Genomic DNA, 21,876 nt, shown 5'->3' on the forward strand with positions numbered 1-21,876 from the left:
CGGGAGCTGCGCGCCTGATGACCCCTGCCGCGACGCAACGGATGCCGTGTCGGCACTTCGAGGGTTGGGCCGCCGCTTCCGGGTTATGCGCACGGTGCGGCCTGAAGGAGTCGTGGCGGCGGCCTGGCCGGCTTGTCCCGTGTGCGCTCGGTGGTTGGGGCTGCCCGGCGCGCAGGGTCGGCCCGCTCTCCAGGTTCGAGCGGGCCGGCCCGTGCGTGTGCGCGGCCGGCATCGCCTACCCGTGTCGGGTGACCTCATGCTCGACCTCGCTGATGTCGGGGCGGTCAGGACGGCATCAGCCAGTGCTTCAGCAGCAGGCGCGGAGCGCTGCGCGTGAGCCAGGCGCTGGCCAGGCCGATGACGGCACCGCTGGCCACGTCGCTCGGATAGTGGGCCCCGGACTGCACCCGCTCGACGGCCACCATGGCGGCAGGCACCGTGCAGAGGGCACCGGCCAGCGGCCAGGAGGGCGCGACGGCGGCGGTGAAGGCGACCGCGGCAGCGGTGTGTCCGGAGGGGAAGGAGGAGGAGTCGGGGCGGTCCTCCACGTCGTCGTGCGGGATCCACTCCTTGGGGGGCCTGGGCCGGTCGGCGACCTGCTTGCACACACCGTTGGACATCAACTGGGCCACCCCCAGGGCGGCCAGGCCCGTGGCCGCGGCCTTCCGGCCGCGCCGACCGCCCAGAAACGCCATCGCCGCCGCGGCGCCGCACCACAGTTTCGTGCTCTCCGCCATCTCCTCCACCGCCGACAGCACCTTGCCGGCCCGCGGCGGGATGCGGGAGGCCGCCTGCTGCGTCAGAACCCGGTCGGCGTCACTCGTCCCCGTCAACAACCTCATGTACTGCGGGTATCCCGTACTGCCACCAGGTAAGCAGCCGGTCCCCAAGATCAGCCTCTCGCCCGCCGCAGGGTGCTCACGCCTCGTCCAGCCGGCGCACGTCCTCCTCGTCCCACTTCCGAGTGTCACGCGGCTCGGTGTACGGCTCCCTGTCCGGCGGCAGGCCGCCGACGACCGCCCGCTGCCGTACGGTCTCCGCGTCGAACTCCACTCCCAGCAGGATCGCCAGGTTGCTGATCCACAACCACACCAGGAAGACGATGACGCCGGCCATGGTGCCGTAGGTCTTGTTGTACGAGGCGAAGTTCGCCACGTAGAAGGCGAACCCGGCGGAGGCGACCATCCAGATCACCAGGGCCAGGAAGCTGCCCGGAGTGATCCACCGGAAGCCCTTCACCTTCGCGTTCGGGCTCCCCCAGTACAGAAGAGCGATCATGACCGTCACCAGGACGACGAGGAGGGGCCACTTGGCGATCGACCACACCGTCAGCGCCGCGTCCCCGATGCCGAGAGCGGTGCCGGCCTGGCGGGCGATGCCGCCGGTGAAGACCACGATCAGGGCGCTGACCACCGCGAGCACCATCAGCACGACCGTCAAGCCGACCCGCACCGGAAGGATCTTCCACACCGGGCGGCCCTCGGGCATCTCGTAGACCCGGTTGGCCGCACGGATGAACGCCGCCACGTACCCGGATGCCGACCACAGCGCCAGCGCCACGCCCACGATCGCCATGACGGAGCCGGTGCCGGCGTTGCCCTGCAGTTGTTCCACAGCCCGGGTGATGATGTCGCGGGCCGAGCCGGGGGTGAGCTGCTTGAGGTTGTCCAGCACCTTGTCCGTGGCCGACTTGCCGGTGAGGCCCAGCAGCGACACCAGAACCAGCAGCGCCGGGAACAGAGACAGCACCCCGTAGTAAGTCAGCGCCGCCGCGCGGTCGGTCAGCTCGTCGTCCTTGAACTCCCGCACCGCACCCTTGAGCACCGCGCCCCACGCACGCTTGGGCAGCTTCGTCGGCGCGTCCGGGGCCCGCTGCTCCACCCCGGGCCCGGGCCCGACTTCCTCCGGGGCTGGCACCGCGGGTGCCTGCGCCTCGTCGCTGTCATGGTGGTTTTTCCGGCCTGGAAGATGCAGCCTCTCCATGCCCGTCGGGTAACCCTGGAGCGTCGGCCTACGCCACTCGGCCGCCGATGGGGCCAGATGATCGCCAGCCGTTTTGGCCCGACTGTACCGACTCCGCACGGCGACAGCCACGCATGGAATCCGGTGACGGAAGCATCCGAAAGGGCATGGAGTGTGTGATCTGACAGGAGCGGACGGGCAGTGCCAGCGGATCGACTGCCGGCGGATCGACTGCCGGCAGGAGGACGGCGGATGCCAGGCCACCCTGGACCGTCTCGCTGTGCTGGATCAGGATGAGTTCGCCTGGATCCGCATGGACGCCACCCACGAGGCCCACGGCATCCTCCACGCCGTGGCCGACGGGCTGGCCGACGACCGGTGGGACCCCGACGAGGCGGGCACCTGGCACGAGGGCGCCCTGCGTCTGCAACGCCTCGTGGACCAGGATCGAGCCGCCCTCAGCCGCAGCCGGGAAAACCCGCGCGTCAACCTGCGCCGCCGCACCGGTGCAAGGCCCGCTCCGGGCAAGGATGACGACGACGCGGTCGCCGTCCTGGAGTACGCCGCTGTGCACACCGCCGGCGTGACCCGCACCGTCCTCGAGGCCGCGGCCGAAGACCGGGCAACCGCCCGGCCCCACTCCGCGCTCACCCGCCGCTACGCCGAGTTCCTCCGCCAGACCGCCCAAGTGCTCCGGCTCGACAGCCAAAGCCGTTTCGGCCACGGCAGCGATCGCGAACTGCGCCAGGCCGTACAGGAACTCCACCGCACGCTCGACGCTTTGCGTCACCATCTGACCCGTTCGGCGCCCAGCGACCCCGACGAAGTCGCCACGTACGGCACACTGCTGGCCCAAGCCCACCGCCTGGCCAACCATCTGGTCGCCGCAGAACCGTGATCCTCGCGTGCGGTCTGGCCACGCGACGGGCAACGGCCTGACGGGGCGGGAAGTCTACTGGGGAACCGCGGATCGACTCACTGAGGACAGAGGAGTGCCTGTGCCGAGCCGCCCGACGGCCGTCCGTCATATTGTGGATCACGTCGCCACGCACAACCGCGGTCTGTGTTCTGTCTGCGTGGATCGGCGAGAGTCGTCTTCAAGCCGCCGCTGCTTCACTCCTGACACGCCGACGAGCACCGGCTTGCTGGAGATCCGAGCGGCTCGCCTCCAGCACTGCGGCCTGGCTGAGAGTCAACACTCGTGAGAGTTCCATCAGTTCCTCCGGTGTCGGCCGGATGGGGCCGGCCGCCCCGTCCTCGATGAAGGCCCTGACGCGAGGCTCTCGGATGCCGGCGGCGTACGCGATGGTCGCCACACTCCGGTGCTGTCGACGTATCGCGTCGCGAAGTATCCGGGCCAGCCCGTTCATCTCCTGCCTCCTTCTGCGTAGATGCGCCGAGCGGTGCTGGGTGAGGCGCCCGCTCTGTGACCGCGGCATCCTGGCACGTCTGATCCGTGTTCCCGCACCCGCCGACGACATGTGACTTGTCGACTCCGTCACGCAAGGTGAGTAGCGCCGAGTGGGCGGGTAGTCGGGGCGTCATGGCTGAAGTGGTGCAGGCGGGACTGTGGGGACTGGTGGCGGGTTCGGCGTTGCTGTTCGGTGCCGCGCTCGGTTACGGGCTGCGGGTGCCGCAGAAGGTGATCGCCACGGTGATGGCGTTCGGTGCTGGTGTGCTGTTGTCGGCGGTCTCCTTCGAGCTGGTCGGTGAGGCGTACGCGCAGGCGGGGTTGGCTCCGGCAGCTGTCGGCACGCTCGTCGGCGCCGTGGCCTACACGGGGGGCAACGTATGGCTGGCCCGCCGGGGGGCACGTCACAGGAAACGCTCCGGCTATGACCAGGCCCAGCCGTCCGAGGCCGATCAGGGCGGATCCGGGATGGCGCTCGCGCTCGGTGCGCTGCTCGACGGTGTTCCCGAGTCCGCGGTCATCGGCATCAGCCTTCTCGATGGCGGTGCGGTCAGCCTGGTGACCGTGGCAGCGGTGTTCATCAGCAACGTCCCCGAGGGACTGTCCAGCTCTGCGGGCATGAAGAAGGCCGGGCGGGGCAAAGGGTACGTCTTCGGTGTGTGGGGAGCTATCGCCGCGGCCAGTACCGTCTCGGCGGTCCTCGGCTACAGCGTGGTCGGGGGCTTCTCGCCATCCGTGATCGCCGCCGTCACCGCGGTGGCCGCCGGAGCCATCCTCGCCATGATCGCCGACACGATGATCCCCGAAGCGTTCGAGGACGCCCACCTGGCCATCGGGCTGATCACCGTCAGCGGCTTCCTGGTCTCCTTCGCCCTCTCCCACACCTGACCGTCACCGAGCGCACGCCAGTGTCCAGGGGCACTGTCGGGGCTGAAACGGCCGGGGTGCAGGCCGTTACCACCGCGATCCCCGAGCGACTGCCGGTTGTGGGCGTCGGACCAATCATCACCGACGTCCTGTTCGCCATCACAACCGTTCCGGCGGACGTAGACACGAAGCGGGGGTGTGGCGAGCAGCGCGGTGTGCCGGACAGCGAGCAGGGCAGGCGTGGTGCATGCGACCCTGTCAGCCCCAGTTACATCGACGCGGCCGCACCGAAGACGCACCGTCTGCGATTCCATGCGGTAACCCGCAGGCGTCGTCGGGCGCCGGTGCGGCGGAGGTGTGCACGTCCGAGCGAGCAAACCGGCTTCAGCACGAGAGTGAGCAGCTCAACAGGCCCTGGAGAGCCGCCCGGTCATCGACATGGCCCGTGGAGTCGTGATGGCAACCTGTGGCTGCTCTGCCGAGGACGGCTGGACATGCAACTCGGCGGTGCACATGCGCCTCAGGGGGCGGCCCCTGCGGATTTCTAGGCCCTACCTACGGGGAGGGCGGTGGGGTGCGTGCCGTGGTGCACCGCCGCGGCGATCGCACCACCGACCAGCGGTGCGATCAGGAATAGCCATATCGGTGTGAGCGTGGCCGGGTCGGCGAACACCGCCGGTCCCAGGCTGCGTGCTGGGTTCACCGAGGCGCCGGTGAGTGGAAGGCCGACGAGGTTGGCCACCGCGAGGGCCACACCGATCGAGAGTCCGTCGAAGCCTGCCAGCACGAGGAGGAGCAGGGCGGCGCCGGCGATGGCGCCGAGCAGTTGTGCTACCCAGTACTGGACGGCCGTACGCACTGGGATGCGGCGCGCGAGCAGCATGCCCAGGGTGACCGCCGGGTTGACGTGGGAACCGGAGATCGGCTCCAGCGCGTAGGCGAGCGCCAGCAACGTGAGTCCGAAGACCAGCGCGATGCTCACGGCGCCGATGGACTGGACAGGGCCGCCAGGACAGCGGAGCCGACCCCGAACAGCACGAGCATCAGCGTCCCGAAGAATTCGGCCACCATCGGGCGGGCGTTTTGCGTGGTCTTCCCGGCCGTATGGGTCCCGGCCCTGTTTTCCTCCGTGTCCATGGCGCCCTCCTTGCAAAGATCGTGCTTGTGCTGCGGGTTGGGAATGTGATGGGTCATCACACCCATCGAGGGTGTTCATCCGGGGATCAGGCCCTCGTCCGTCAGCAGCGCCTTTACCTGGTGCATGCTCGTGGCCTGGTCGGGCAGCACGAGGTGTCCGGCTTGTTGAGCTCGTCCATGTGGGCGTCGGCGACTTCGTACTGGCCCTCGCCCAGAATTCGGATGATCATGGTTTCCCCCTAGGGACGGTGCGGATCGCGGCTCTCCACGGCTGGCGGGGCGGCGGACGAGGTGAGCTGGGCCTTCATCCGGGCCAGCTCCCTGTCCACGTCGCCGCCGGCTGTGATGGCCTCCAGTTCGGCCTGGATGTCGTCACGGCCGGCGGGGAGGGTGGCGTCTCCAGTGCGCCGGAGTCGATCAGTTCGTCCAGGGCGCCCGCGCGAGCCTGCAGTGGTTCGGTCTTGTCCTGTGCTCGCTGCATGGCCATTCCGATATCGCCCATCTCCTCGCCGATACCGGTGACGGCCTCGGTGATGCGGGTCTGGGCCTGGGCCGCGGTGTAGGTGGCCTTGATGGTCTCCTTGCGGGTGCGGAACGACTCCACCTTGGTCTGCAGGCATTGCGAGGCGAAGGTGAGTTTGGCCTCCTCCGCCTGCAGTGATGCGGGCTGGCCCTGCAGATCGGCGAGTTGGGAGGCCGCGGCCGTACGCCGGGTCAGCGCCTCCCGGGCGAGGTCTTCGCGCCCTGCGGCCAGTGCTCCTGCTGTGCCTGTGCCTGCAGCTTGTCGGAGGACTGCTGCAGGTGGTGCATCTGCAGCAGCCACGCGCTTGCGACTGGTGGCCACATCGGCCACGCCGCGCCGTACCTTGTGCAGCAACTCCACCTGCTGGGTGTAGGAGTAGTCCAGCACCTCGCGGGGGTCTTCTGCCTCGTCCAGGGCCTTGTTCGCCTTGGCCCGGAACAGCGTGGTGATGCGGTCGGCGATGGTGCTCATGACGGCCCGCCTCCTCACCTGGGTGCGGATTGTCGGGCAGACGTACAGTGCCAGGCTCCGCCTGGCCGTGCGGTGTCACAAACCTCCGGGTCGGCCACTGCCGGTTCCTTGGCCGTGGGTGCCCGCAGAGACGTGCCGGGCGCCGACGTGCGGTGTTTCCAGCATGCGCGGAGCCGGGCGGGAAGGCGGACTGCGGTATGTGGCGGGCATGCGGCACGGAAGGACGCACCGGGTGCGGTTACGCCGGGGCGATCGGGTCAAGGTGGCTTGCCACCCCGTTCGCAATTCAACCGGTTTGCTCGCTTTTATGCCGTTTCGTTAACGGGGCGCTGGTTAGTCGAGGGAGGTAGGCCAGAACCCGGCTTTAGAGGCGGGCAATGAGACCGAGCACCGGGGGCGCAGAGCCCCGCGGTGGGGTATGAGCTGAAGCCGCAGAGGGTCCAGCTGTCAACCGAGGCCCGCGGTGGGCGGCGCCCCGGAGAAGGAGAGACCCCATGAGTGACATGGTCAACACCGGGCGTGCCCAGCAGGCTGGGCAGACAGCCAGGCAGGAGGCGTCGGCCACGGCCGGCCAGGTCAAGCAGGCGGCCGGTGAGATCGCCGGCACGGCCACCGAGCAGGTGAAGACCGTAGCCGGTCAGGCCAGGGAACAAGCTGGTGCGGCTGTCCGCGATCTGCGCGAGCGGGTCAGCGAGCAGGCCGACAGCCAGGCGAAGCGCGGAGCCGCGAATGTGCGGCAGTGGGCGGACGACCTGGCCGGTCTTGCGGAGAAAGCAGACAGCGATTCCCCCGCACAGCGCCTGATCGCCGAGGTGGCCGAGCGCGGTCGGCGTGCCGCCGACTACGTGGACCAGCAGGGTGTGGAGGGGCTGGTCGGGGATGTGCAGGACTTCGCCCGTCGGCGGCCGGGCGCCTTTCTGGGTGGTGCGGCGCTGACCGGGTTCGCCGTCGGACGGTTGGCCAAGGCGGGCAGCAAGACAGACGGCCCGCGTCCCGGTCCCTCGGCGCAGCCCCCGGCTGCGGGCGATAAGAGCCTGCAAGCGGCGCACGTGCCGCCAGAGCTGCCGGGCTGAGCGGAAGGTGGTGTGAGATGTCGTCTCTCTCGCCGCAGTTCCAGCGGCCACGGGCGCAGGACGACCAGGACACCTCGGTGGGCGAGCTGTTGTCCGCAGTGACATCCGATGTGCAGCAGCTGTTCCGGCAGGAAGTGGAACTGGCCAAGGCCGAGGTCAAGCAGGAGGCCAACAAGGCGGGCAAAGCGGCCGGGATGTACGGCGGTGCCGGCTTCGCCGGATACATGGTGGCCCTGCTGGTGACGCTCGCGGCGATGTTCGGCCTGGGCAACGTCATGGACCTCGCCTGGGCCGCGCTGATCGTCACCGCGCTGTGGTCGGTGATCGGCTTGATTCTCTACCGCCGGGGCCGTCAGCGGATGCGCGGCGTGTCACCGAAGCCGGAACAGACCCTGGAGACACTCAAGGAGGACGCGCAATGGGCACGGCACCCGACCAGGTAAGAGCCGATATTGAATCCACCCGGGCAAGGCTGTCCGAAGACGTATACCGGCTGGCCGACCATGCCCGCCCCCGCAGGATGGTGCGGCGCCGCACCCGCCGGGTCCGCGGCGCACTGTCGGGGATGCGGGAGCGGGTGATGGGTACCGCATCGGAGGTCACCGGCCAGGTCACCGACCGCACACGGCAGGCAGCCCAGTCGGTCCAGGACACCACCGGCCAGGCCGCGGACACGGCACGTGAGGCGGCAGGGACCGCCACCGACACTGCCCGGCAGGCCGTCGAGCAGGCGGGGGAGGTTGCACGGCAGGCCCCCCAGCAGGCGGTGCAGCAGACCCAGGGCAACCCGCTGGCGGCCGGCCTGATCGCCTTCGGCGCAGGACTGCTGACCGCATCGCTCCTGCCGAGCTCCCAGGCCGAGCAGCAAGCGGCGACCCAGATCGCGGACCGGGCAGGCCCGGCGGTCGAGCCGGTCAAGCAGGCCGCGGTGGAGTCCGCCCAGGAGCTCAAGGAAGACGCCGCCCAGGCGGGCCGGGAGGCGGCTCGGGAGGTCAAGGACACCACGGCCGAGGCCGCCCGTGCCACCAGGGAAGAGGCCAAGGAGCAAGCCGGGCAGGTCACCGAGCAGGCCCGTCAGTCCGCACAGACCACGACCGAGGAAGCACGCGGGCAGACCCGCAGCTCCGGACCGTGAGGACGCCGCCGCACGAGCAGACCAAAGGGTGCCGCTCGTGCGCGTGCACACCGCAACGGCGGGCCTACAGGCACGGCCGTCACCCACGCCGACCCGATGGCGTGCATGTAACTCCGGGACCTGTGGAGCGGCGGCTTGGCATCCGGCAAGTGCAAGCGCCTGCCCGGTGGCCGACCATGCTGCGGTCAAGGGACAAACCGGCCTCCGGGCCTCACCTCCGGCGCGCAGTCGGGCCCTCGACTTCGCCGTTGCTGGGAGATGGCCGTGCTGCTGCCACAGTCGGAGCAGCACCGCACCGGCGTATCCGGGCTTGTGATCGAGGGTGACGGTCCGTCCGGTGGCCTTCGCTCCCATGCGCTTGAGCCGGGTGGTCAGATCAGGACCGGTCAGGATCTTCCGTACGCTCGGTACGTGGAGGTGGATTGTTCCGGACGGACTATGGGAGACGCGAAGCCGCTGATCCCTCCGTCGAGAGTGCGACCACAGGGTGGCGGAACGCAGGACACGCCTGATGAGACGCTGTTCGCGGCCATCGTCCACGTCCTGGTCAGTCTTGGGCCCGGGGCGTTTCGGCGGCCGCCGAAACGACGCTCGTCCTACTTGGCCGGGAAGAGCCGCAGCTTCGCGGTGTCCCCCGCGATGGCGAGAACGGCGATCGACAGCTCGTTGACGGTCGAGGGCCCGCCCTGGTCGGGGCGCTGCCCGAGCAGGTTGGAGGTGAATCCGCTCGCGTCGACCGAGCTGAGGTCCACGCCCTCGGCGCCGACGGCGCTCACCGTGAACGGTCCCGCCCGAAGGCCGGCGGCGCGCGGGATCTCGGTGCCCTTCGTCACGACGACCGTGCAGCTCCCGTCCGCACACGCCCCCAGCTCGGCCGGTGTCGACGGCGTCATCGGCTTCACCGCGGTCGGCGAAGGCGACGGCGACGAGGAGGGCTTCGTGGGCGTGGGCGAGGCGGGCGACGGTTCGGCCGAACGCGACGGTGTGGCTCGCGTGGGCGCCCCCGCGTCGTCGCCCGAGTCGGAGCCGCAGCCGGTCAGCGCGGCGGCGAGCGCCAGGAGGGCGCAGACGGTCCCCGCCGTACCGCGCGCCGCGGACAGCCTGGCCGTACGGCGGCGGGCCGATGATTCCGGTGTGGTCATGGGACCGTTCTATAGGCGGGTGTCCGGGAGGGGTCCCGCGCGCCCGTCACCCCGGTGTCGGCCCTCCTGCCGATACGGGCGGCCGTAGGCGCGGGCCTGCCTCGGTCAGCCAGGGCTGGTTGGAGCGGGACCTGTCGTACTCACTGATGACGGCTTCCAAGGTGCCGTCGGTACGACGAACTCCCCTGCCGGCACGGCCGTCCCGGTGAGCGTGACCGTCGCGTCGTCCGCGACGGTGATCTCCAACTCATCACCGGGTCGTGCACGGCGACGGTGCAGGCGAGGAAGGCGGAAAGGATCCGCAGCGTGGCGGCTGCGTTGACGTGTACGGGGCGCTCGGGGGCCTGCACGGGTTCGTCCGTCCGAAGCTCCGGGACCCCTCCCAGACGGAGGGTCGCACCATGCGGGTACCCAGACCGTTCTCGCGACCGGGGGAGATCAGCATGAGCGACCCGACGTACGCCGCCGGCCCGGTGGTTCCGGAGCCCACACCGGCCGAGGGCAGGGCCTACGACCCAGTGGCCGTCGCCCTCGGCAACGCCTCCCTGCTCGGCGTCGGCTATCTGCTGATGCGGCGGTGGAGACTCGCCGTCGCCGCCGTGGCCGGCACGGTCGTGCTGGTCACCCGGCTGGTCTCGACCGAAGCGGCGTCGTACGAGATCGCCGTGCTCGTGTGGTGGGCGGCCGTCGTCATCCACGGGTGGTACCTGGCCGGCAGAGGCGCCGACCGGGTCGCGGTGCGCCGTCAGCGTCTGGTAGCGCTCGGCGTCACGCTGCCGGTGCTGCTGACCTTGGGGCTCCTGCGGTACGACGCCTCCCGGATCGGGCAGAGCGTCACCGTTGCCCGTGAGCGCGGCGACTGCGCGGGGGTGTTGAGCGGCCAGGACGAGGTGGGGTTCGGGCACCGCATCGCCGACGCGCCACTCGCCGCCCGCGGCGACGAAGCCGTACGGGCATGCGAGCGGCTGCAGACGGCCCGGACCGAGCTGTCCACCGCGCTGACCGGGGACACCGACGCCCTGGAAGACGGCTTCGGCACCCTCGCCTCGGTGCTCGCGGAGCCCGGGAACGACAAGACGGTCGAGACGACCCTGAACGGATTCCTCCGCGGCCTGCCCGCCAAGGATCCGTGCGACACCGTCACCGTCACCGACTGGCTCCGCGATCGCAAGCGCGGCGACGACGTTCTGGACCGGACCGCCGACACGGTCGAACGGACCGAGCCCGCCGCGCTCGTCGGATGCGGCGACGACCTCATGGCCAAGGACAGCTGGGAGGCGGCCCGCACGCATTACAACCAACTGCTCGACCGATACCCCGACGACGGCCTCGCGGACCAGGCCCGCAAGGGCGCCAGGAAGGCGACACTGAGCATCGAGCTGGCCAACGTCCAGGACCTGCTCGCGGGCGGGTCCGGCTCACAGCCCGAGTACTGCTCCAGCCCGGCGAAGTACAGCGGTGCCAAGCCCATGGGCAAGGGCACCAACCGCGCGCTGTTCTATGCCTACGACGAGTACAACACCGACTTCTCCGAGCAGCTCCCCGGGTCCTGGAAGGCGGGCGGCGCCGCTGATGCCACCCTGGTGGTCTGCATGGGCGAGCAGACCTACGGAAGCTCCGTCGAGACCTGCTCGTACTACAAGAGCGGGTCCTCCGGCGCCTCCGCGAACGTGACCTTCCACAAGATCGCGGTCCCGGTGAAGGTGTACGAGTTGCGCACGGGCAAGCTCGTCGCCAAGCGCACGATCCAGATCAGCGGCGAGAGCTGCCCGTGGTCCATCTACACCTCCGCGAACTCGACGAGCGAGTACGTGACGGAGTCCAAGTCCGATGTGCGGTCCGCCTTCAAGCCGCTGGTCGTCCGGTGAGCGGCGGCGCGGACCGTGGCTGGCCGTGCTGAGGCCGGCCACCGGCTCGGCGCCGGAGCGGCTGGTCGTGGTTCTGGTCCTGGATCCCGTTGATGACAAGTGAGGGGATGGACGTGCCTGCACGAGTGAAGCGCGTCGCGACGGCGATGGTGGTGGTGGTCGTGGGTGTACTGGCCGTCGGCGGTTGTTCGTCGGACAGGGACACGGACACGGTCACGGCCACATCCGAGGCCAAGCCGTCGCCCAGCGCCTCCAAACCCACCAAGCCCGCTGAGCCCGCCGAGCCCGCGTCCTCGAGCCCGTCCCCGACCGGCCCGCTGCCCAAGGCCGAGGACGGCGAGGACACCGGAGCCTGCAAGGACGGGAACTGCGAGATCCTCGTCACCGAGCCGGTGGACGTCGTGATCGGCGACGGGTATCTGCACGTGATCGTGAAGTACTCCACAGTCACCCTCATGCGCTTCGATTCCTCGGGATTCCTGGGCTATGTGAGCTTCGGCGACGGCGGGGAAGCCGCGTTCTCCACAGCGGGCGGCAAGGAGACCACCGTCGACGCCACCGCGGTCAACAAGGAGGGCGCCGTACTGGAGTTCAGTACGAGGTAGCTCCGCAGGGGGAGAAGGAGGCTGAAGCTTCCCTTGGACGGGAGACCAGATGCGGCGACGCCTCCCGTGTCATCGCGCGCGGAGTCCGGCGGCGGCCGAGGCCGCGAGATCCTCGGCCATCCCGCAGAGCTCGTCCGTGGGCCGCCCGCCGCCGACATCCAGGCGCACCATCTCGGCGGCCGTCTCGGCGCCCTGGCCGCTGTACCTGTGGTCCTCGACGAAGGCGGTGCAGGTGTCGCCGGCGTCGTTCGGTTCGACGACGGTGCGGTATCCGCTGAGAGTGAGGGCCGTGCCGTCCTGGGCGGACTTGGGCTGGTCGCGGAAGAAGCTCACCTCCGCATCCAGCTCGTCGACGTCGCTCGACCACTCGCAGCTCCAGTTCGCGACCCCGACGTCCGGCACGTCGACCTTGAGGCCGGGTACGACGGACAGCGCCTTGGCGTCGAGGAGCTCGCAGGCGTTCGCCCAGGCCAGCGACCGCTGTGGGTAGGCCGGTGAACGGCGCGGGACCGGACCACGGTCCAAGACCTCGGCCGCGCTCGTGGCGGCCTTGTCGGCGACCGTGCACAGCGTCGCGTTGCCGCCGGTCACCGAGCCCTTGCCCATGTTGGCGCGGACCTCGACCAGGGCGTCCTCGCTGCCGCCGCCGGCGGTCAGCAGCCGTTTGCACTCGTCGCTCTCCGCCTCGTCCTCGCGGATGCCGATCTGCCCGACGGTGCGGAAGGGCCTGGACCCTTCGGGCGGCGAGCCCCGAAGGAGGCGGACCGACACGTCGATCCGGGTCCTGTCGTCGATGCCCACCAGCACGTCGCAGCGGTCGAAGTTCCCGTAGTCCACGTCCACGCGGACCTCTCCGTCCCGGCCGCCGAACTGGTCGAGAGCGGCGGGGTCGGCCAGGGCGCACACGTCCGCCGTGCGCGGATCGCCGATCAGGGTCCGCGTCCGCGCCGACCCGCTCTGACCGGGCCCGGGGGTGGCCGCCCCGCCGGCGCCGTCGTCGGGGATGACGACGAGTCCCAGAGCCAGTACGGCGCCCGCGCCGAGCGCGGCCGCGATCAGGGACCGGCGCCGACGCCCGGTGACGGTGGCGGCCGTGGTCCGAGGGGCTTTCGGCTCGGCTCCGGCGAGCTCCTCCAGTAACCGCTTGGCCTCGGAGGCGTCGGGGCGTTGCCGAGGGTCGCGCCGGAGCATGGCGGTGAGCACGGGGTACAGCGTTCCCACGGCGTCGGGATCCATCGCGACGAAGCCCTGCTCGGCCCGCTGGTGCCTCAGCCGCTCGGTGTTCTCCCAGGAGTCCGGGGCCTCTTGGCGGTCGTCGTCCTCCTCGGGCTCGCTGCCACGCGGCGGCACACCGGTGACCAGGGCGTGGAGGGTGGCGCCCAGGCAGAACACGTCCGAGGCCGGCCGAGGAACGTTGCCCCGGGCCAGTTCGGGGGCGGCGTAGTCCGGGGTGTAGCTGTACGGGCCGTTGACCGTGATGGTCTCGCTGCCGCCGGCCCTGTAGGCGGCCCCGAAATCCAGCAGCTTCGCGTCACCGCGCCGGGTGAGGCCGATGTTGGCGGGCTTGACGTCGCAGTGGACGATGCCCTCCTCGTGCAGGGCGGCCAGCGCGTCGGCGAGTTGGGCACCGATACGGGCCGCCCGCGCGGGAGAGACCGTCGGCTGCCGGTCCAGCCCGCCGCCGGGCACGTACTCCATGACGAACCAGTACGTGTCCGCCCCGTCCCCGCCCGGCGGCACGGTGACGACGTCGAACAGGGTCACGACGTGGGGGTGGTCGCGGAACTTGGCCATGGCGCGCGGTTCGCCCAGCAGCCGCCGCACCGCGGTCTCGCCCTCGCCGTCCGTCCGCTCGGGTTTGAGTGCGACGTCCTGGCCGACGACCTTGTCGTGGGCCAGCCACACGTCGCCGCCCCGCCCCGCGCCGATGACTTCCTTGAGGACATAGCGGTCGGCGAACTCGTCCCCGGAACGCACTGGTCTTCCCCCCATCGGTCGAGTCCGGAACACACAAGGCCCGAGCCGTGCGCGCCGGTCAAACGTACTGCGTACTGTGGACCGTACGCAGTGTCTACCCAGACCCTTCATCAGTCGCACGCATGCGTAGCGGCTCAGGGGTTCCGGGACCCCTCCCGTGAACGGCGCCTACGGTATGCGCCGGCACCCGTCGAACACCCCCACAGGGAGGCACCCCTCCATGCCCAGCACCCGGACCGTCCTGCTGGCGTGCGTCACCGCCGCCGTCTCCACCGCCACGTTCACGCTGTCCGCGCACGCCGACGCCCTGGCGGTGCGTAAGCCGGCGGTCGCCGACTGCACGTACCCCTCCGAGGTCCTCGACCTGACGAACTGGAAGCTCACCCTGCCCACCGGCGACGACGAGGACCCCACCGAGATAACCCAGCCCGAGCTGGCGACGTTCTCGGCCAAGCCCTGGTTCCGGGCCGAGTCCAAGTGCGACGCGGTCAGATTCCGGGCCGCCGTCAACGGTGTGACGACCGGAGGTTCCAGCTACCCGCGCGCCGAACTGCGTGAGATGACCGACGGCGGCGAGGACGAAGCCGAATGGTCCACCACGGACGGCACCCACACGCTCGTGGTCAGGGAGGCGTTCACGGCACTGCCCGAGGAACGGCCGTACCTGGTCGGCGCACAGGTACACGGCGGGGACGACGACGTCACCGTCTTCCGACTCGAAGGCAGCAGCATCTACATCACCGACGGCGACGACCGCCACCACCACCTCGTCACCGACGACTACGAGTTGGGCACCGAGTTCGAGGCCCGGTTCGTGGCCGAGGACGGTGCGATCGACGTGTACTACAACGGCCGCCTCGAGACCACGATCGCGCACGACGGCGACACCAACTACTTCAAGGCAGGGGCCTACACCCAGGCCAACTGCGACAACTCCGAGCCGTGCGCCGACGACAACTACGGCGAGGTCCGCATCTCCCGCATCGAGGTCACCCACTCCTGACCGGCGCACGGCTTCTGGGAAAGGCCCCGGGGTCGCCAGGTCCACCCAGCCGTGCTCGCGCGGATCCCGGCCCACAGCCGGCAGGTCCCGCGCTCCGTCTGCGCGGGCGCCGGTGATGGCCCGCCAGCGTGAGACCATGTTCAGCACCGCGTCCGGCAGCCCGGCCTCCCGCAGCACGTCGGCGACGAGCAGTCCGCAGGCGATCGGCCCGTCCTCGCTCGGCTTGAGGAGCACCGTGCCGGCGCACTCCTCTCCTGGCACCGCTGCGCGCCAGCGGGACCGTCCAGTAAGCGCCGCAGTGCGCTGCTCAGCATCCTGGCCGGGACCGCCGACCGCGAGGGCGTACGCGTAGGGCCGGCCGATGCCCACGGCCGTCGCACCGAGGGCGAGCGGCTTGACGACGTCCGTGCCAGCGCCGGGATGCCTCCGTTGGCCTGACGACCGCCGTGGTTCGAGTAGTAGATGCCGTCGGCACCGAGGTCGATGGCCTTGCGGGCGTCGTCGGGGTGACTGATGCCCTTGACGACCACCGGCAGGATCGTCGCTTCGCGGATCCAGGAGAGATCGTCCCGGGTCAGGACCAGGGACCCGCCGTCCGCCCGAAGACAACACCCGTCGTCAGGGGTTCGCCGCCATCCGGGTCACCCTGAACGGCCGGCCACCTCCCCGTCACCGGCCGCGTCACGACCGCACGTCATCCGCGCTCCTGAGCGTCCGTCCGGCAACGACGCCGGACGGACGCACGTGTCGGCGAGCTCGCGCGATCTGTCGGGGTCAACTCTTGCCGAGCAGTCGCCAGATCTGGTTCTTCTTGGTGCTCAGTGCACTCGCGGGGTCGCAGGGCCACTGGTGGATCTTCGCGCCGACCGCGGTGGAGATCTGGCTGACGTCGACGCACTTACCGCTGTGGACCGCAACCAGTTGGTAGTCCTTGCCGTTGCCGAGCGCGGTCACCGGGCGCAGCGTGAACTGCTGGTTGGTGCCGCCGTTGCAGGTCCACTGGCCGACGGCGGCACCGTCGGCGGTGGAGGCGCCGGACACGTCCAGGCACTTGTCGCTGTGCTCGTTGACGATCGTGTACGTGTCCGCCTTGCCGGAAACCGGCTTGAGGTCGAGCATCTGCTGGTAGCCGCCCTCGCAGTCATACTGCTGGTACTGCGGGCCGTTGGCGGTGGACAAGTTGGTGTCGTCGAGGCACTGGCCGCTGTGCTGGACGACGGCGACCGTGGAGATCGTGGTGTTCGACGGCGGGAGCAGGGTGACGGTGTAGCCGTCCCTGGCGTCCGTCCACGGGACGCTCACCGACGCGGAGTTGCCGCTGACGGTGAGGGTCTGGTCGGAGACGGTGACCGGGCCGGTCACCGCGGCGCCACCGTTGTTGGGGATGCGCTGGACGACCGCGCGGACCCGGCCGTTCTCCACCACGGACGTGGTGTCGAGCCTGTTGAGGGCGACGGTCACGGTTCCGGTGTTGCCGTTGCTGCCGAGCAGGATCTTGGCGTTCCTCGCCGAGTTGTCCTTGGTGGCCAGGCCGTCGGTGCCGGTACCCGGGACGAAGTTCACGATGTTGCCGGTCTGGGAGCCGTAGTACCGGTAGAGGAACCACTCGCCCAACGGCAGGTACTGCCCGGCGCTGTTCTTGGTGAGCAGGTTCGCCTGGAAGTCGTGCAGGTTGTTCGTGGAGGCCCAGTTGGCGCGCAGGCCGTCGGCGCCGGCCCGCTCGAGACGGGAGATGTACCAGCCGCCACGGCCCGGGGTCTGCTCGTCGGGGTTGGCGTACTCGTTGACCTGGAACGGCCGACTGGTGGTCATCGACCGGGCCGCCAGCTTCGACCTGACCGCGCCCGCGTCCACGACCGGGTCGCCGGGCAGGTCGTGCCAGCTGTAGATGTCCGGCTCGACGTTGTTCGCCTTGACGTAGTCCAGGTACGTGTTCCACCAGGACGAGCCGCCCGACGCGGGCTTGCCGGCGGTGCTGGGGCCGACGACGACCGCGTTCGGGAAGACCGCCCGGATCCTCTGGTAGGCCCGCTTCCACATCTCCAGGTACTGGGCCTGCGGCCGGTCCCAGAAGGGATACCAGTCGGGTTCGTTCCAGATGTCCCACTGGATGTCGGTCATGCCGGCCGCCTTCGCGTCGGCGAGGAGGCGGTCGTAGAAGGCGTCGAAGCGGGACCAGTCGCCGTTGTCACCGGGGAACGTGGGGCTGCTGCTGCCGGTCCCGTCCGAACCCCACAGGTCGTGCGGCAGGATGACGAAGGTGCCGCCCAGCGCCTTGGTGCGCTGGTACTGGGCGCGGGTGGAGTTCCACCGGCGGTCGTACTTGCCGACGACCCAGCCGCCGGGGCTGTCGAGCTGGGCGCCGCCGGCCCGCATGAACTGCCACTTGATGTCCTTGTAGAAGTGCTCCTGGGGCAGGGAGCCGTTCTCGGACATTCCGTAGATCGTCCCCGAGGCGCGGTAGGTGGGGGCGCCCCCGGCGGTGGCGAAGTCGACCGCGACGGTGGTGTCGGCGGCCTGCGCCGCCGTGCCGGGGAGGAGGACAGCCGCGACCGACGCGCAGAGCGTGGCGACCACGGTGGTCCTGCCTGGGCGGCGTCCTGCGGAGCTGGATTGCCCCTTGCGTCTGGTCGGGGCGAGGGTGCGGGGCATACGCATGTGATCTCCCGAGAAGGTGGTGGTGCCGTGGGCACCGGCGGGGCTCAGGTGGCCTCGGCAGCCGTCTTCCTGGCTGGAGCGGCGTGCCGGGTTCAATGGGTGCCGCCCGCAGGAGGGAAGGCGGCGGAGGGAAGCCGGTGAGGGAAGGCGGCGGAGGGAAGCCGGTGGGGGAAGGCGGCGGAGGGGCCGGGCCAGGCCCAGGGAGAGGTCAGGCCGGGGGGGGAGGCGCGAGTCTCTCGGAGTGGGTGGCCCGCCCGGGGCTCCGACGTGTGGTCGGCGTGTCGGATCAGCCCATGCCCTGGAGGCGCCAGATCTGGTTCCTCTTGTTGTTCAGGGCGCTCGCCGGGTCACAGGTCCACTGGTGGATCTTCGCCCCGGGAGTCGTCGAGATCCCGCTGACGTCGACGCACTTGCCGCTGTGGGCGGCGACCAACTGGTAGTCCTTGCTGTTGCCGAGCGCGGTCACCGGGTTGAGGATGAACATCTGGTTCGTCTGGCCGTTGCACGTGTACTGCCCCACGGCCGCGCCATCGGCCGTCGAGGCCCCGGCGACGTCCAGGCACTTGCCACTGTGCTCGTTCACCACCGTGTAGGTGTTCGCCCGGCCGGTCACCGGCTTGAAGTCCAGCATCTGCTGGTAGCCGCCCTCGCAGTGGTACTGCTGGTACTGCGTGCCGTTGGCCGTGGACAGGTTGGTGTCGTCCAGGCACTGACCACTGTGCTGCGCCACGGCCACCGTGGACACCGTGGTGTTCGACGGCGGCAGCAGCGTGACCGTGTAGCCGTCCGAGGCATTGGTCCACGGCACGCTCACCGAGGCCGAGGTGCCGCTCACGGTCAGGGTCTGGTCCGAGACGGTCACCGGACCGCTCACGGCGCCGCCGCCGTTGTTCGGGATGCGCTGCACGATCGCGCGGACCCGGCCGTTCTCCACCGTCGAGGTCGTGTCGAGCCGGTTGAGGTTGACGGTGACCGTGCCGGTGTTGCCGTTACTGCCCAGCAGGATCTTCGCGTTCCGGGCCGAGTTGTCCTTCGTCGCCAGGCCGTCGGTGCCGGTGCCCGGGACGAAGTTCACGATGTTTCCCGTCTGCGAACCGTAGTAGCGGTACAGGAACCACTCCCCCAGCGGCAGGTACTGGCCGGCGCTGTTCTTGGTGAGCAGGTTCGCCTCGTTGTCGTGCAGGCTGCTGCCCATGGCCCAGTTGGCCCGCAGACCGTCCGCACCGGCACGCTCCAGACGCGCGATGTACCAGCCACCCCGGCCCGGGGTCTGCTCGTCGGTGTTGCCGTACTCGTTGATCTGGAACGGGCGGCTGGTCGTCATGGACCGCGCCGACAGCTTGGAGCGGACGGCGCTCGCATCGGCGACGGGGTCGCCGGGCAGCGTGTGCCAGCTGTAGATGTCCGGCTGGACGTTGTTCGCCTTGACGTAGTCGAGGTACGTGTTCCACCAGCCGGAGGAGGCGCCGCCGGGGCTCCGGTAGGTGCTGGGGCCGACGACGACCGCGTTCGGGAACGCTGCCCGGATCTTCTGGTAGGACCGCTTCCACATCTCCAGGTACTGGGCCTGCGTCCGCCCCCAGAAGGGAGTGTTGTCCGGCTCGTTCCAGATGTCCCAGTCGACGGTCATGTTGTTCGCCTTGACGTCCCCGATCAGCTGGTCGAGGAAGGCGTCGAATCTGGTCCAGTTCCCGTTGTCACCCGGCCAGCCCTGGGTGGTGGTGCTGTCGGCGCCCCACAGGTCGTGCGGAAGCAGGACGAAGGTGCCGCCGAGGGAGACGGTCCGCTTGTACTGGGCGAGGGTGGAGTTCCAGCGGGTCTGGTAGTCGGCGAGACTGGTGCCGTAGCCCCCGCTGTTGAGCTGGGCGCCGCCGGCCCTCATGAACTTCCACTTGATGTCCTTGTAGAAGTGGTCCTGCGGCAGCGCGGCGTCCGGGGTCATCCCGTAGATCGTCCCCGAGGCCCCGTACGCGGGAGCGCCGCCGGCGGTGGAGAAGTCGACGGCCACGGAGGTGTCGGCGGCGTGTGCCGGCGTGCCGGGGAGGACGACAGCGGCGGCAACGGACGCGAGCAGTGCGGCGAGCCCGGTGGCCGTACGCGGGTGCGATCCCGTCCGGACGGGTCTGCCGCTGCGTCCGACGCGGGGAAGGGGGCGGGGTACGTGGTGCATGGCGGATCTCCCGGGGATGGAGTGATGCTGCCTGGGCGGGGCGCCCAGGGGGTCTGTCAGCCGCCTGCGTGCGCGGCGGGCGCGGTGTGCCGGAGCTCGTGGGCTTCGGCGAGGAGGAGGTAGCCGGCGGCGGTCCACGTGTAGGCGCGGTCACGCAGGCCCTCACCGGTGAGGGCGTCGAAGTTCTCGGCGAAGCCGTGGGCCTCGCACAGGGCGCGGAAACGGGCGCTGATCTCGTCCGCGAGCCGGTGGTGACCGGCGCGGCGCAGGCCGTCCTCGACGAGAACGGTGGACGGCGCCCAGATCGGGCCGCGCCAGTAGCCGTCGGCCAGGTAGTGGGGTGACGTGGGGAGTTCGGTGGCCAGGCCGTACGGGGTCAGATGGGCCCTGATGCGGTCGGCCAGTACGGTGGCGATCTCGTCCGGCAGATGCTCACCCAGCGCGATGGGCATCAGGTCGAGGAGGCTGGTGCTGCTCCAGGTCTCCCCTGTGCCGGCCGACCGGGCGGCGAACCTGTCCCCGGTCCAGAGCTGGTCCAGCAGCGCCGTCCGGATCTCCTCGGCGGTGCGCGCCCACCGGTCGGCCTCGTCCGGCTTGCCCAGTTCACCGGCGATGTCGGCCAGTTGGTGGAGTTGGAGGACGAGAAAGGCGGCGAGGTCAGCGGTGACGACCACACGTCCGGGGTCGAAGGTGGTGGCGTTGTCCCAGCCGCTGTCGTTGCCGTGCTGGTAGTGGGGCAGGGCGGCGCCGGGGGCGCGCCGTGCGGTGAGCCAGAACTCCGTCCAGCGTTCCAGCCGCTCGTACACCTCGGTCAGTTCGGCCCGGTCGAGGGGTGTCGGCAGCCTGCGGCGCAGGTGGCCGAAGGCCCAGCCGTGGATGGGCGGTTTGACGAAGTTGTAGAGGACCTCGGAGTGGGTGACCGAGTCCGGCAGGGCGCCGCTCTCGTCCTGGTGGTCGAAGGGCAGGTGGAACTGGTCCAGGGCCAGCTCGGGTGAGGCCGGGGCCAGGGCGAGGGCGTTGAAGCAGTGGTCCCAGCTCCAGACCTTGTCCATCCAGTGCTTGGACATCAGCACGCCGGGGCGGGTGACCAGGCCCTTCGCCTCCACGGTCGCCGACCAGACGACGTAGGCGGCGAGTTCGGCGGCCGGGGTGGCGGCCGAGCGCCAGGGAGCGACGGCGTCCACGAAGTCCGCGAAGGCCTCCTGGGCCTTGGCCACGATGTCGTCGAAGATCGCCGAGGACACGTAGGCCGGGCGTGCGGTGTCGAGTTCCTCGATCGCGAGCTCCCAGACGCCGTCCGCCTGCGCGGTCACGGTGAGACCGCGGTCGGACCGGCCCAGGGCCTGGTCTCCGACCGTCTCCGCGATGGTGCCGGACAGCACGGTGACGCGGTAACGGCGACCGGTCTCGTACGACGTGAACACATGCCCGTCTGTCGCCGGGTCGTGGAAGAAGTACGTGCCACTGAACGGGGTCAGGGTCTGCGCGGCGGCGAGGATCGCGAAGTCCAGGCCGTTGCCCCGCAGGCGTACGGTGTCCGGCGCCTCGTAGGCGAGCTCGACGCGGCCGCTCTCGCCGATCCAGCCGAGCAGGCCCGGTGTCGCCTCGACGCGGGTCTCGGCCCGCTCGCCTCTCGCCGTGTCCAGGGGGACCAGGCGCAGGACGGCGTGCATGCCGTTCTGGTGCGAGACGAGGTGAAGGTCCTCGGCGTACGTCTTCTCCGCCACCACGGGCGAGATGTCGAACCAGGATCCGTACGCGCTGAACGGGATGTCGTGGACGGAGAAGGTCGGGCCGGGAAGGGCGGCGGTCATGCGGTGTGACTCGTTTCTGGAGCAGGGGGGCCGGCCGGCGCGTGAACGCACCGGCCGTCG

The 21,876-nt window shown here is 70.2% G+C and carries 19 protein-coding genes and 5 pseudogenes; 11 read left to right on the plus strand and 13 right to left on the minus strand.

What is annotated here, in order from left to right; translation table 11 throughout:
• Window positions 1-284: 284 nt before the first annotated feature.
• Window positions 285-842 (minus strand): phosphatase PAP2 family protein, encoded by a 558-nt coding sequence (locus tag ACWD26_RS22205; RefSeq protein ID WP_451272573.1) that lies wholly within the window; start codon window positions 840-842, stop codon window positions 285-287.
• Between the two features lie 76 nt (window positions 843-918).
• Entirely contained in the window at window positions 919-1,983 is a 1,065-nt protein-coding gene (locus ACWD26_RS22210) for a YihY/virulence factor BrkB family protein (protein ID WP_451272575.1), read from the minus strand.
• Window positions 1,984-2,242: 259 nt separating this feature from the next.
• Between ACWD26_RS22210 and ACWD26_RS22215 the strand changes: the two genes are divergently transcribed.
• A complete protein-coding gene (locus ACWD26_RS22215) occupies window positions 2,243-2,860 on the plus strand; it encodes a hypothetical protein (RefSeq protein WP_451272577.1) in 618 nt (205 codons plus the stop codon).
• A 199-nt stretch (window positions 2,861-3,059) separates the two neighbouring features.
• Here the strand turns inward: ACWD26_RS22215 and ACWD26_RS22220 are convergent, their stop codons facing one another.
• The gene (locus ACWD26_RS22220; RefSeq protein WP_451272579.1) at window positions 3,060-3,332 is read right to left on the minus strand and encodes an XRE family transcriptional regulator; all 273 of its coding nucleotides are present in this window, start codon (window positions 3,330-3,332) and stop codon (window positions 3,060-3,062) included.
• A gap of 173 nt (window positions 3,333-3,505) precedes the next feature.
• Between ACWD26_RS22220 and ACWD26_RS22225 the strand changes: the two genes are divergently transcribed.
• Window positions 3,506-4,261: a ZIP family metal transporter gene (locus ACWD26_RS22225; protein WP_451272581.1), complete on the plus strand. Its 756-nt coding sequence runs from the start codon at window positions 3,506-3,508 to the stop codon at window positions 4,259-4,261.
• A 393-nt stretch (window positions 4,262-4,654) separates the two neighbouring features.
• Window positions 4,655-4,891, plus strand: coding sequence for an ANTAR domain-containing protein (locus tag ACWD26_RS22230; RefSeq protein WP_451272769.1), 237 nt, complete (start codon window positions 4,655-4,657; stop codon window positions 4,889-4,891).
• Here ACWD26_RS22230 and ACWD26_RS22235 read toward each other — a convergent pair.
• From ACWD26_RS22235 to ACWD26_RS22245, 3 genes and pseudogenes are all read right to left on the minus strand, one after another.
• Window positions 4,785-5,377 (minus strand): annotated as a pseudogene (locus ACWD26_RS22235) (MIP/aquaporin family protein). The gene ACWD26_RS22230 and the pseudogene ACWD26_RS22235 overlap by 107 nt on opposite strands.
• 113 nt (window positions 5,378-5,490) lie before the next feature.
• Window positions 5,491-5,607 (minus strand): PspA-associated protein PspAA, encoded by a 117-nt coding sequence (pspAA, locus tag ACWD26_RS22240; protein ID WP_451272583.1) that lies wholly within the window; start codon window positions 5,605-5,607, stop codon window positions 5,491-5,493.
• A gap of 74 nt (window positions 5,608-5,681) precedes the next feature.
• Window positions 5,682-6,371, minus strand: coding sequence for a PspA/IM30 family protein (locus tag ACWD26_RS22245; protein WP_451272585.1), 690 nt, complete (start codon window positions 6,369-6,371; stop codon window positions 5,682-5,684).
• A 494-nt stretch (window positions 6,372-6,865) separates the two neighbouring features.
• Between ACWD26_RS22245 and ACWD26_RS22250 the strand changes: the two genes are divergently transcribed.
• From ACWD26_RS22250 to ACWD26_RS22270, 5 genes and pseudogenes are all read left to right on the plus strand, one after another.
• On the plus strand, window positions 6,866-7,444 hold the full coding sequence (locus ACWD26_RS22250; RefSeq protein ID WP_451272587.1) for a hypothetical protein: 579 nt from the start codon (window positions 6,866-6,868) through the stop codon (window positions 7,442-7,444).
• Between the two features lie 17 nt (window positions 7,445-7,461).
• The gene (locus ACWD26_RS22255; RefSeq protein ID WP_451272589.1) at window positions 7,462-7,887 is read left to right on the plus strand and encodes a phage holin family protein; all 426 of its coding nucleotides are present in this window, start codon (window positions 7,462-7,464) and stop codon (window positions 7,885-7,887) included.
• Window positions 7,863-7,943 (plus strand): annotated as a pseudogene (locus ACWD26_RS22260) (DUF3618 domain-containing protein); the annotation flags it as partial. The gene ACWD26_RS22255 and the pseudogene ACWD26_RS22260, both read left to right, overlap by 25 nt.
• An 81-nt stretch (window positions 7,944-8,024) precedes the next feature.
• Window positions 8,025-8,579 carry a DUF3618 domain-containing protein gene (locus ACWD26_RS22265; RefSeq protein ID WP_451272785.1) on the plus strand — a complete coding sequence of 185 codons (555 nt, stop codon included), beginning with the start codon at window positions 8,025-8,027 and terminating at the stop codon, window positions 8,577-8,579.
• 352 nt (window positions 8,580-8,931) lie between these two features.
• Window positions 8,932-9,131, plus strand: a pseudogene (locus tag ACWD26_RS22270) (hypothetical protein); the annotation flags it as partial.
• Between the two features lie 44 nt (window positions 9,132-9,175).
• Here the strand turns inward: ACWD26_RS22270 and ACWD26_RS22275 are convergent.
• Window positions 9,176-9,721: a hypothetical protein gene (locus ACWD26_RS22275; protein WP_451272787.1), complete on the minus strand. Its 546-nt coding sequence runs from the start codon at window positions 9,719-9,721 to the stop codon at window positions 9,176-9,178.
• A 443-nt stretch (window positions 9,722-10,164) separates the two neighbouring features.
• Here ACWD26_RS22275 and ACWD26_RS22280 point away from each other — a divergent pair, with 443 nt between their 5' ends.
• Together ACWD26_RS22280 and ACWD26_RS22285 are read left to right on the plus strand one after the other, a co-directional pair.
• Window positions 10,165-11,589 carry a tetratricopeptide repeat protein gene (locus tag ACWD26_RS22280; protein WP_451272591.1) on the plus strand — a complete coding sequence of 475 codons (1,425 nt, stop codon included), beginning with the start codon at window positions 10,165-10,167 and terminating at the stop codon, window positions 11,587-11,589.
• Between the two features lie 113 nt (window positions 11,590-11,702).
• Window positions 11,703-12,194, plus strand: a complete 492-nt coding sequence (locus ACWD26_RS22285) for a hypothetical protein (RefSeq protein ID WP_451272593.1) — start codon at window positions 11,703-11,705, stop codon at window positions 12,192-12,194.
• Between the two features lie 69 nt (window positions 12,195-12,263).
• Here the strand turns inward: ACWD26_RS22285 and ACWD26_RS22290 are convergent, their stop codons facing one another.
• The gene (locus tag ACWD26_RS22290; RefSeq protein WP_451272595.1) at window positions 12,264-14,171 is read right to left on the minus strand and encodes a serine/threonine-protein kinase; all 1,908 of its coding nucleotides are present in this window, start codon (window positions 14,169-14,171) and stop codon (window positions 12,264-12,266) included.
• A gap of 220 nt (window positions 14,172-14,391) precedes the next feature.
• On the opposite strand from ACWD26_RS22290, the gene ACWD26_RS22295 reads away from it, so the two are divergent.
• Entirely contained in the window at window positions 14,392-15,174 is a 783-nt protein-coding gene (locus ACWD26_RS22295; RefSeq protein ID WP_451272597.1) for a polysaccharide lyase family 7 protein, read from the plus strand.
• Window positions 15,175-15,291: 117 nt separating this feature from the next.
• Here ACWD26_RS22295 and ACWD26_RS22300 read toward each other — a convergent pair.
• From ACWD26_RS22300 to ACWD26_RS22320, 5 genes and pseudogenes are all read right to left on the minus strand, one after another.
• Window positions 15,292-15,435, minus strand: a pseudogene (locus ACWD26_RS22300) (aldehyde dehydrogenase family protein); the annotation flags it as partial.
• 63 nt (window positions 15,436-15,498) lie between these two features.
• Window positions 15,499-15,752, minus strand: a pseudogene (locus ACWD26_RS22305) (alpha-hydroxy-acid oxidizing protein); the annotation flags it as partial.
• Between the two features lie 196 nt (window positions 15,753-15,948).
• Window positions 15,949-17,832 carry an RICIN domain-containing protein gene (locus ACWD26_RS22310; protein ID WP_451272599.1) on the minus strand — a complete coding sequence of 628 codons (1,884 nt, stop codon included), beginning with the start codon at window positions 17,830-17,832 and terminating at the stop codon, window positions 15,949-15,951.
• Window positions 17,833-18,118: 286 nt separating this feature from the next.
• Window positions 18,119-20,002 carry an RICIN domain-containing protein gene (locus tag ACWD26_RS22315; protein WP_451272601.1) on the minus strand — a complete coding sequence of 628 codons (1,884 nt, stop codon included), beginning with the start codon at window positions 20,000-20,002 and terminating at the stop codon, window positions 18,119-18,121.
• A gap of 56 nt (window positions 20,003-20,058) precedes the next feature.
• A complete protein-coding gene (locus tag ACWD26_RS22320) occupies window positions 20,059-21,816 on the minus strand; it encodes an amylo-alpha-1,6-glucosidase (RefSeq protein ID WP_451272603.1) in 1,758 nt (585 codons plus the stop codon).
• Window positions 21,817-21,876: the final 60 nt, after the last annotated feature.

It is taken from the genome of Streptomyces sp. NPDC002787, assembly GCF_053592095.1.

Bases quoted from the DNA above. Each gene is read 5' to 3' on its own strand.
- ACWD26_RS22205 (WP_451272573.1), bottom strand. From the start codon at position 842: ATGAGGTTGTTGACGGGGACGAGTGACGCCGACCGGGTTCTGACGCAG.
- ACWD26_RS22210 (WP_451272575.1), bottom strand. From the start codon at position 1,983: ATGGAGAGGCTGCATCTTCCAGGCCGGAAAAACCACCATGACAGCGAC.
- ACWD26_RS22220 (WP_451272579.1), bottom strand. From the start codon at position 3,332: ATGAACGGGCTGGCCCGGATACTTCGCGACGCGATACGTCGACAGCAC.
- ACWD26_RS22225 (WP_451272581.1), top strand. From the start codon at position 3,506: ATGGCTGAAGTGGTGCAGGCGGGACTGTGGGGACTGGTGGCGGGTTCG.
- pspAA (WP_451272583.1), bottom strand. From the start codon at position 5,607: ATGATCATCCGAATTCTGGGCGAGGGCCAGTACGAAGTCGCCGACGCC.
- ACWD26_RS22245 (WP_451272585.1), bottom strand. From the start codon at position 6,371: ATGAGCACCATCGCCGACCGCATCACCACGCTGTTCCGGGCCAAGGCG.
- ACWD26_RS22250 (WP_451272587.1), top strand. From the start codon at position 6,866: ATGAGTGACATGGTCAACACCGGGCGTGCCCAGCAGGCTGGGCAGACA.
- ACWD26_RS22255 (WP_451272589.1), top strand. From the start codon at position 7,462: ATGTCGTCTCTCTCGCCGCAGTTCCAGCGGCCACGGGCGCAGGACGAC.
- ACWD26_RS22265 (WP_451272785.1), top strand. From the start codon at position 8,025: ATGGGTACCGCATCGGAGGTCACCGGCCAGGTCACCGACCGCACACGG.
- ACWD26_RS22275 (WP_451272787.1), bottom strand. From the start codon at position 9,721: ATGACCACACCGGAATCATCGGCCCGCCGCCGTACGGCCAGGCTGTCC.
- ACWD26_RS22280 (WP_451272591.1), top strand. From the start codon at position 10,165: ATGAGCGACCCGACGTACGCCGCCGGCCCGGTGGTTCCGGAGCCCACA.
- ACWD26_RS22295 (WP_451272597.1), top strand. From the start codon at position 14,392: ATGCCCAGCACCCGGACCGTCCTGCTGGCGTGCGTCACCGCCGCCGTC.
- ACWD26_RS22310 (WP_451272599.1), bottom strand. From the start codon at position 17,832: ATGCGTATGCCCCGCACCCTCGCCCCGACCAGACGCAAGGGGCAATCC.
- ACWD26_RS22315 (WP_451272601.1), bottom strand. From the start codon at position 20,002: ATGCACCACGTACCCCGCCCCCTTCCCCGCGTCGGACGCAGCGGCAGA.
- ACWD26_RS22320 (WP_451272603.1), bottom strand. From the start codon at position 21,816: ATGACCGCCGCCCTTCCCGGCCCGACCTTCTCCGTCCACGACATCCCG.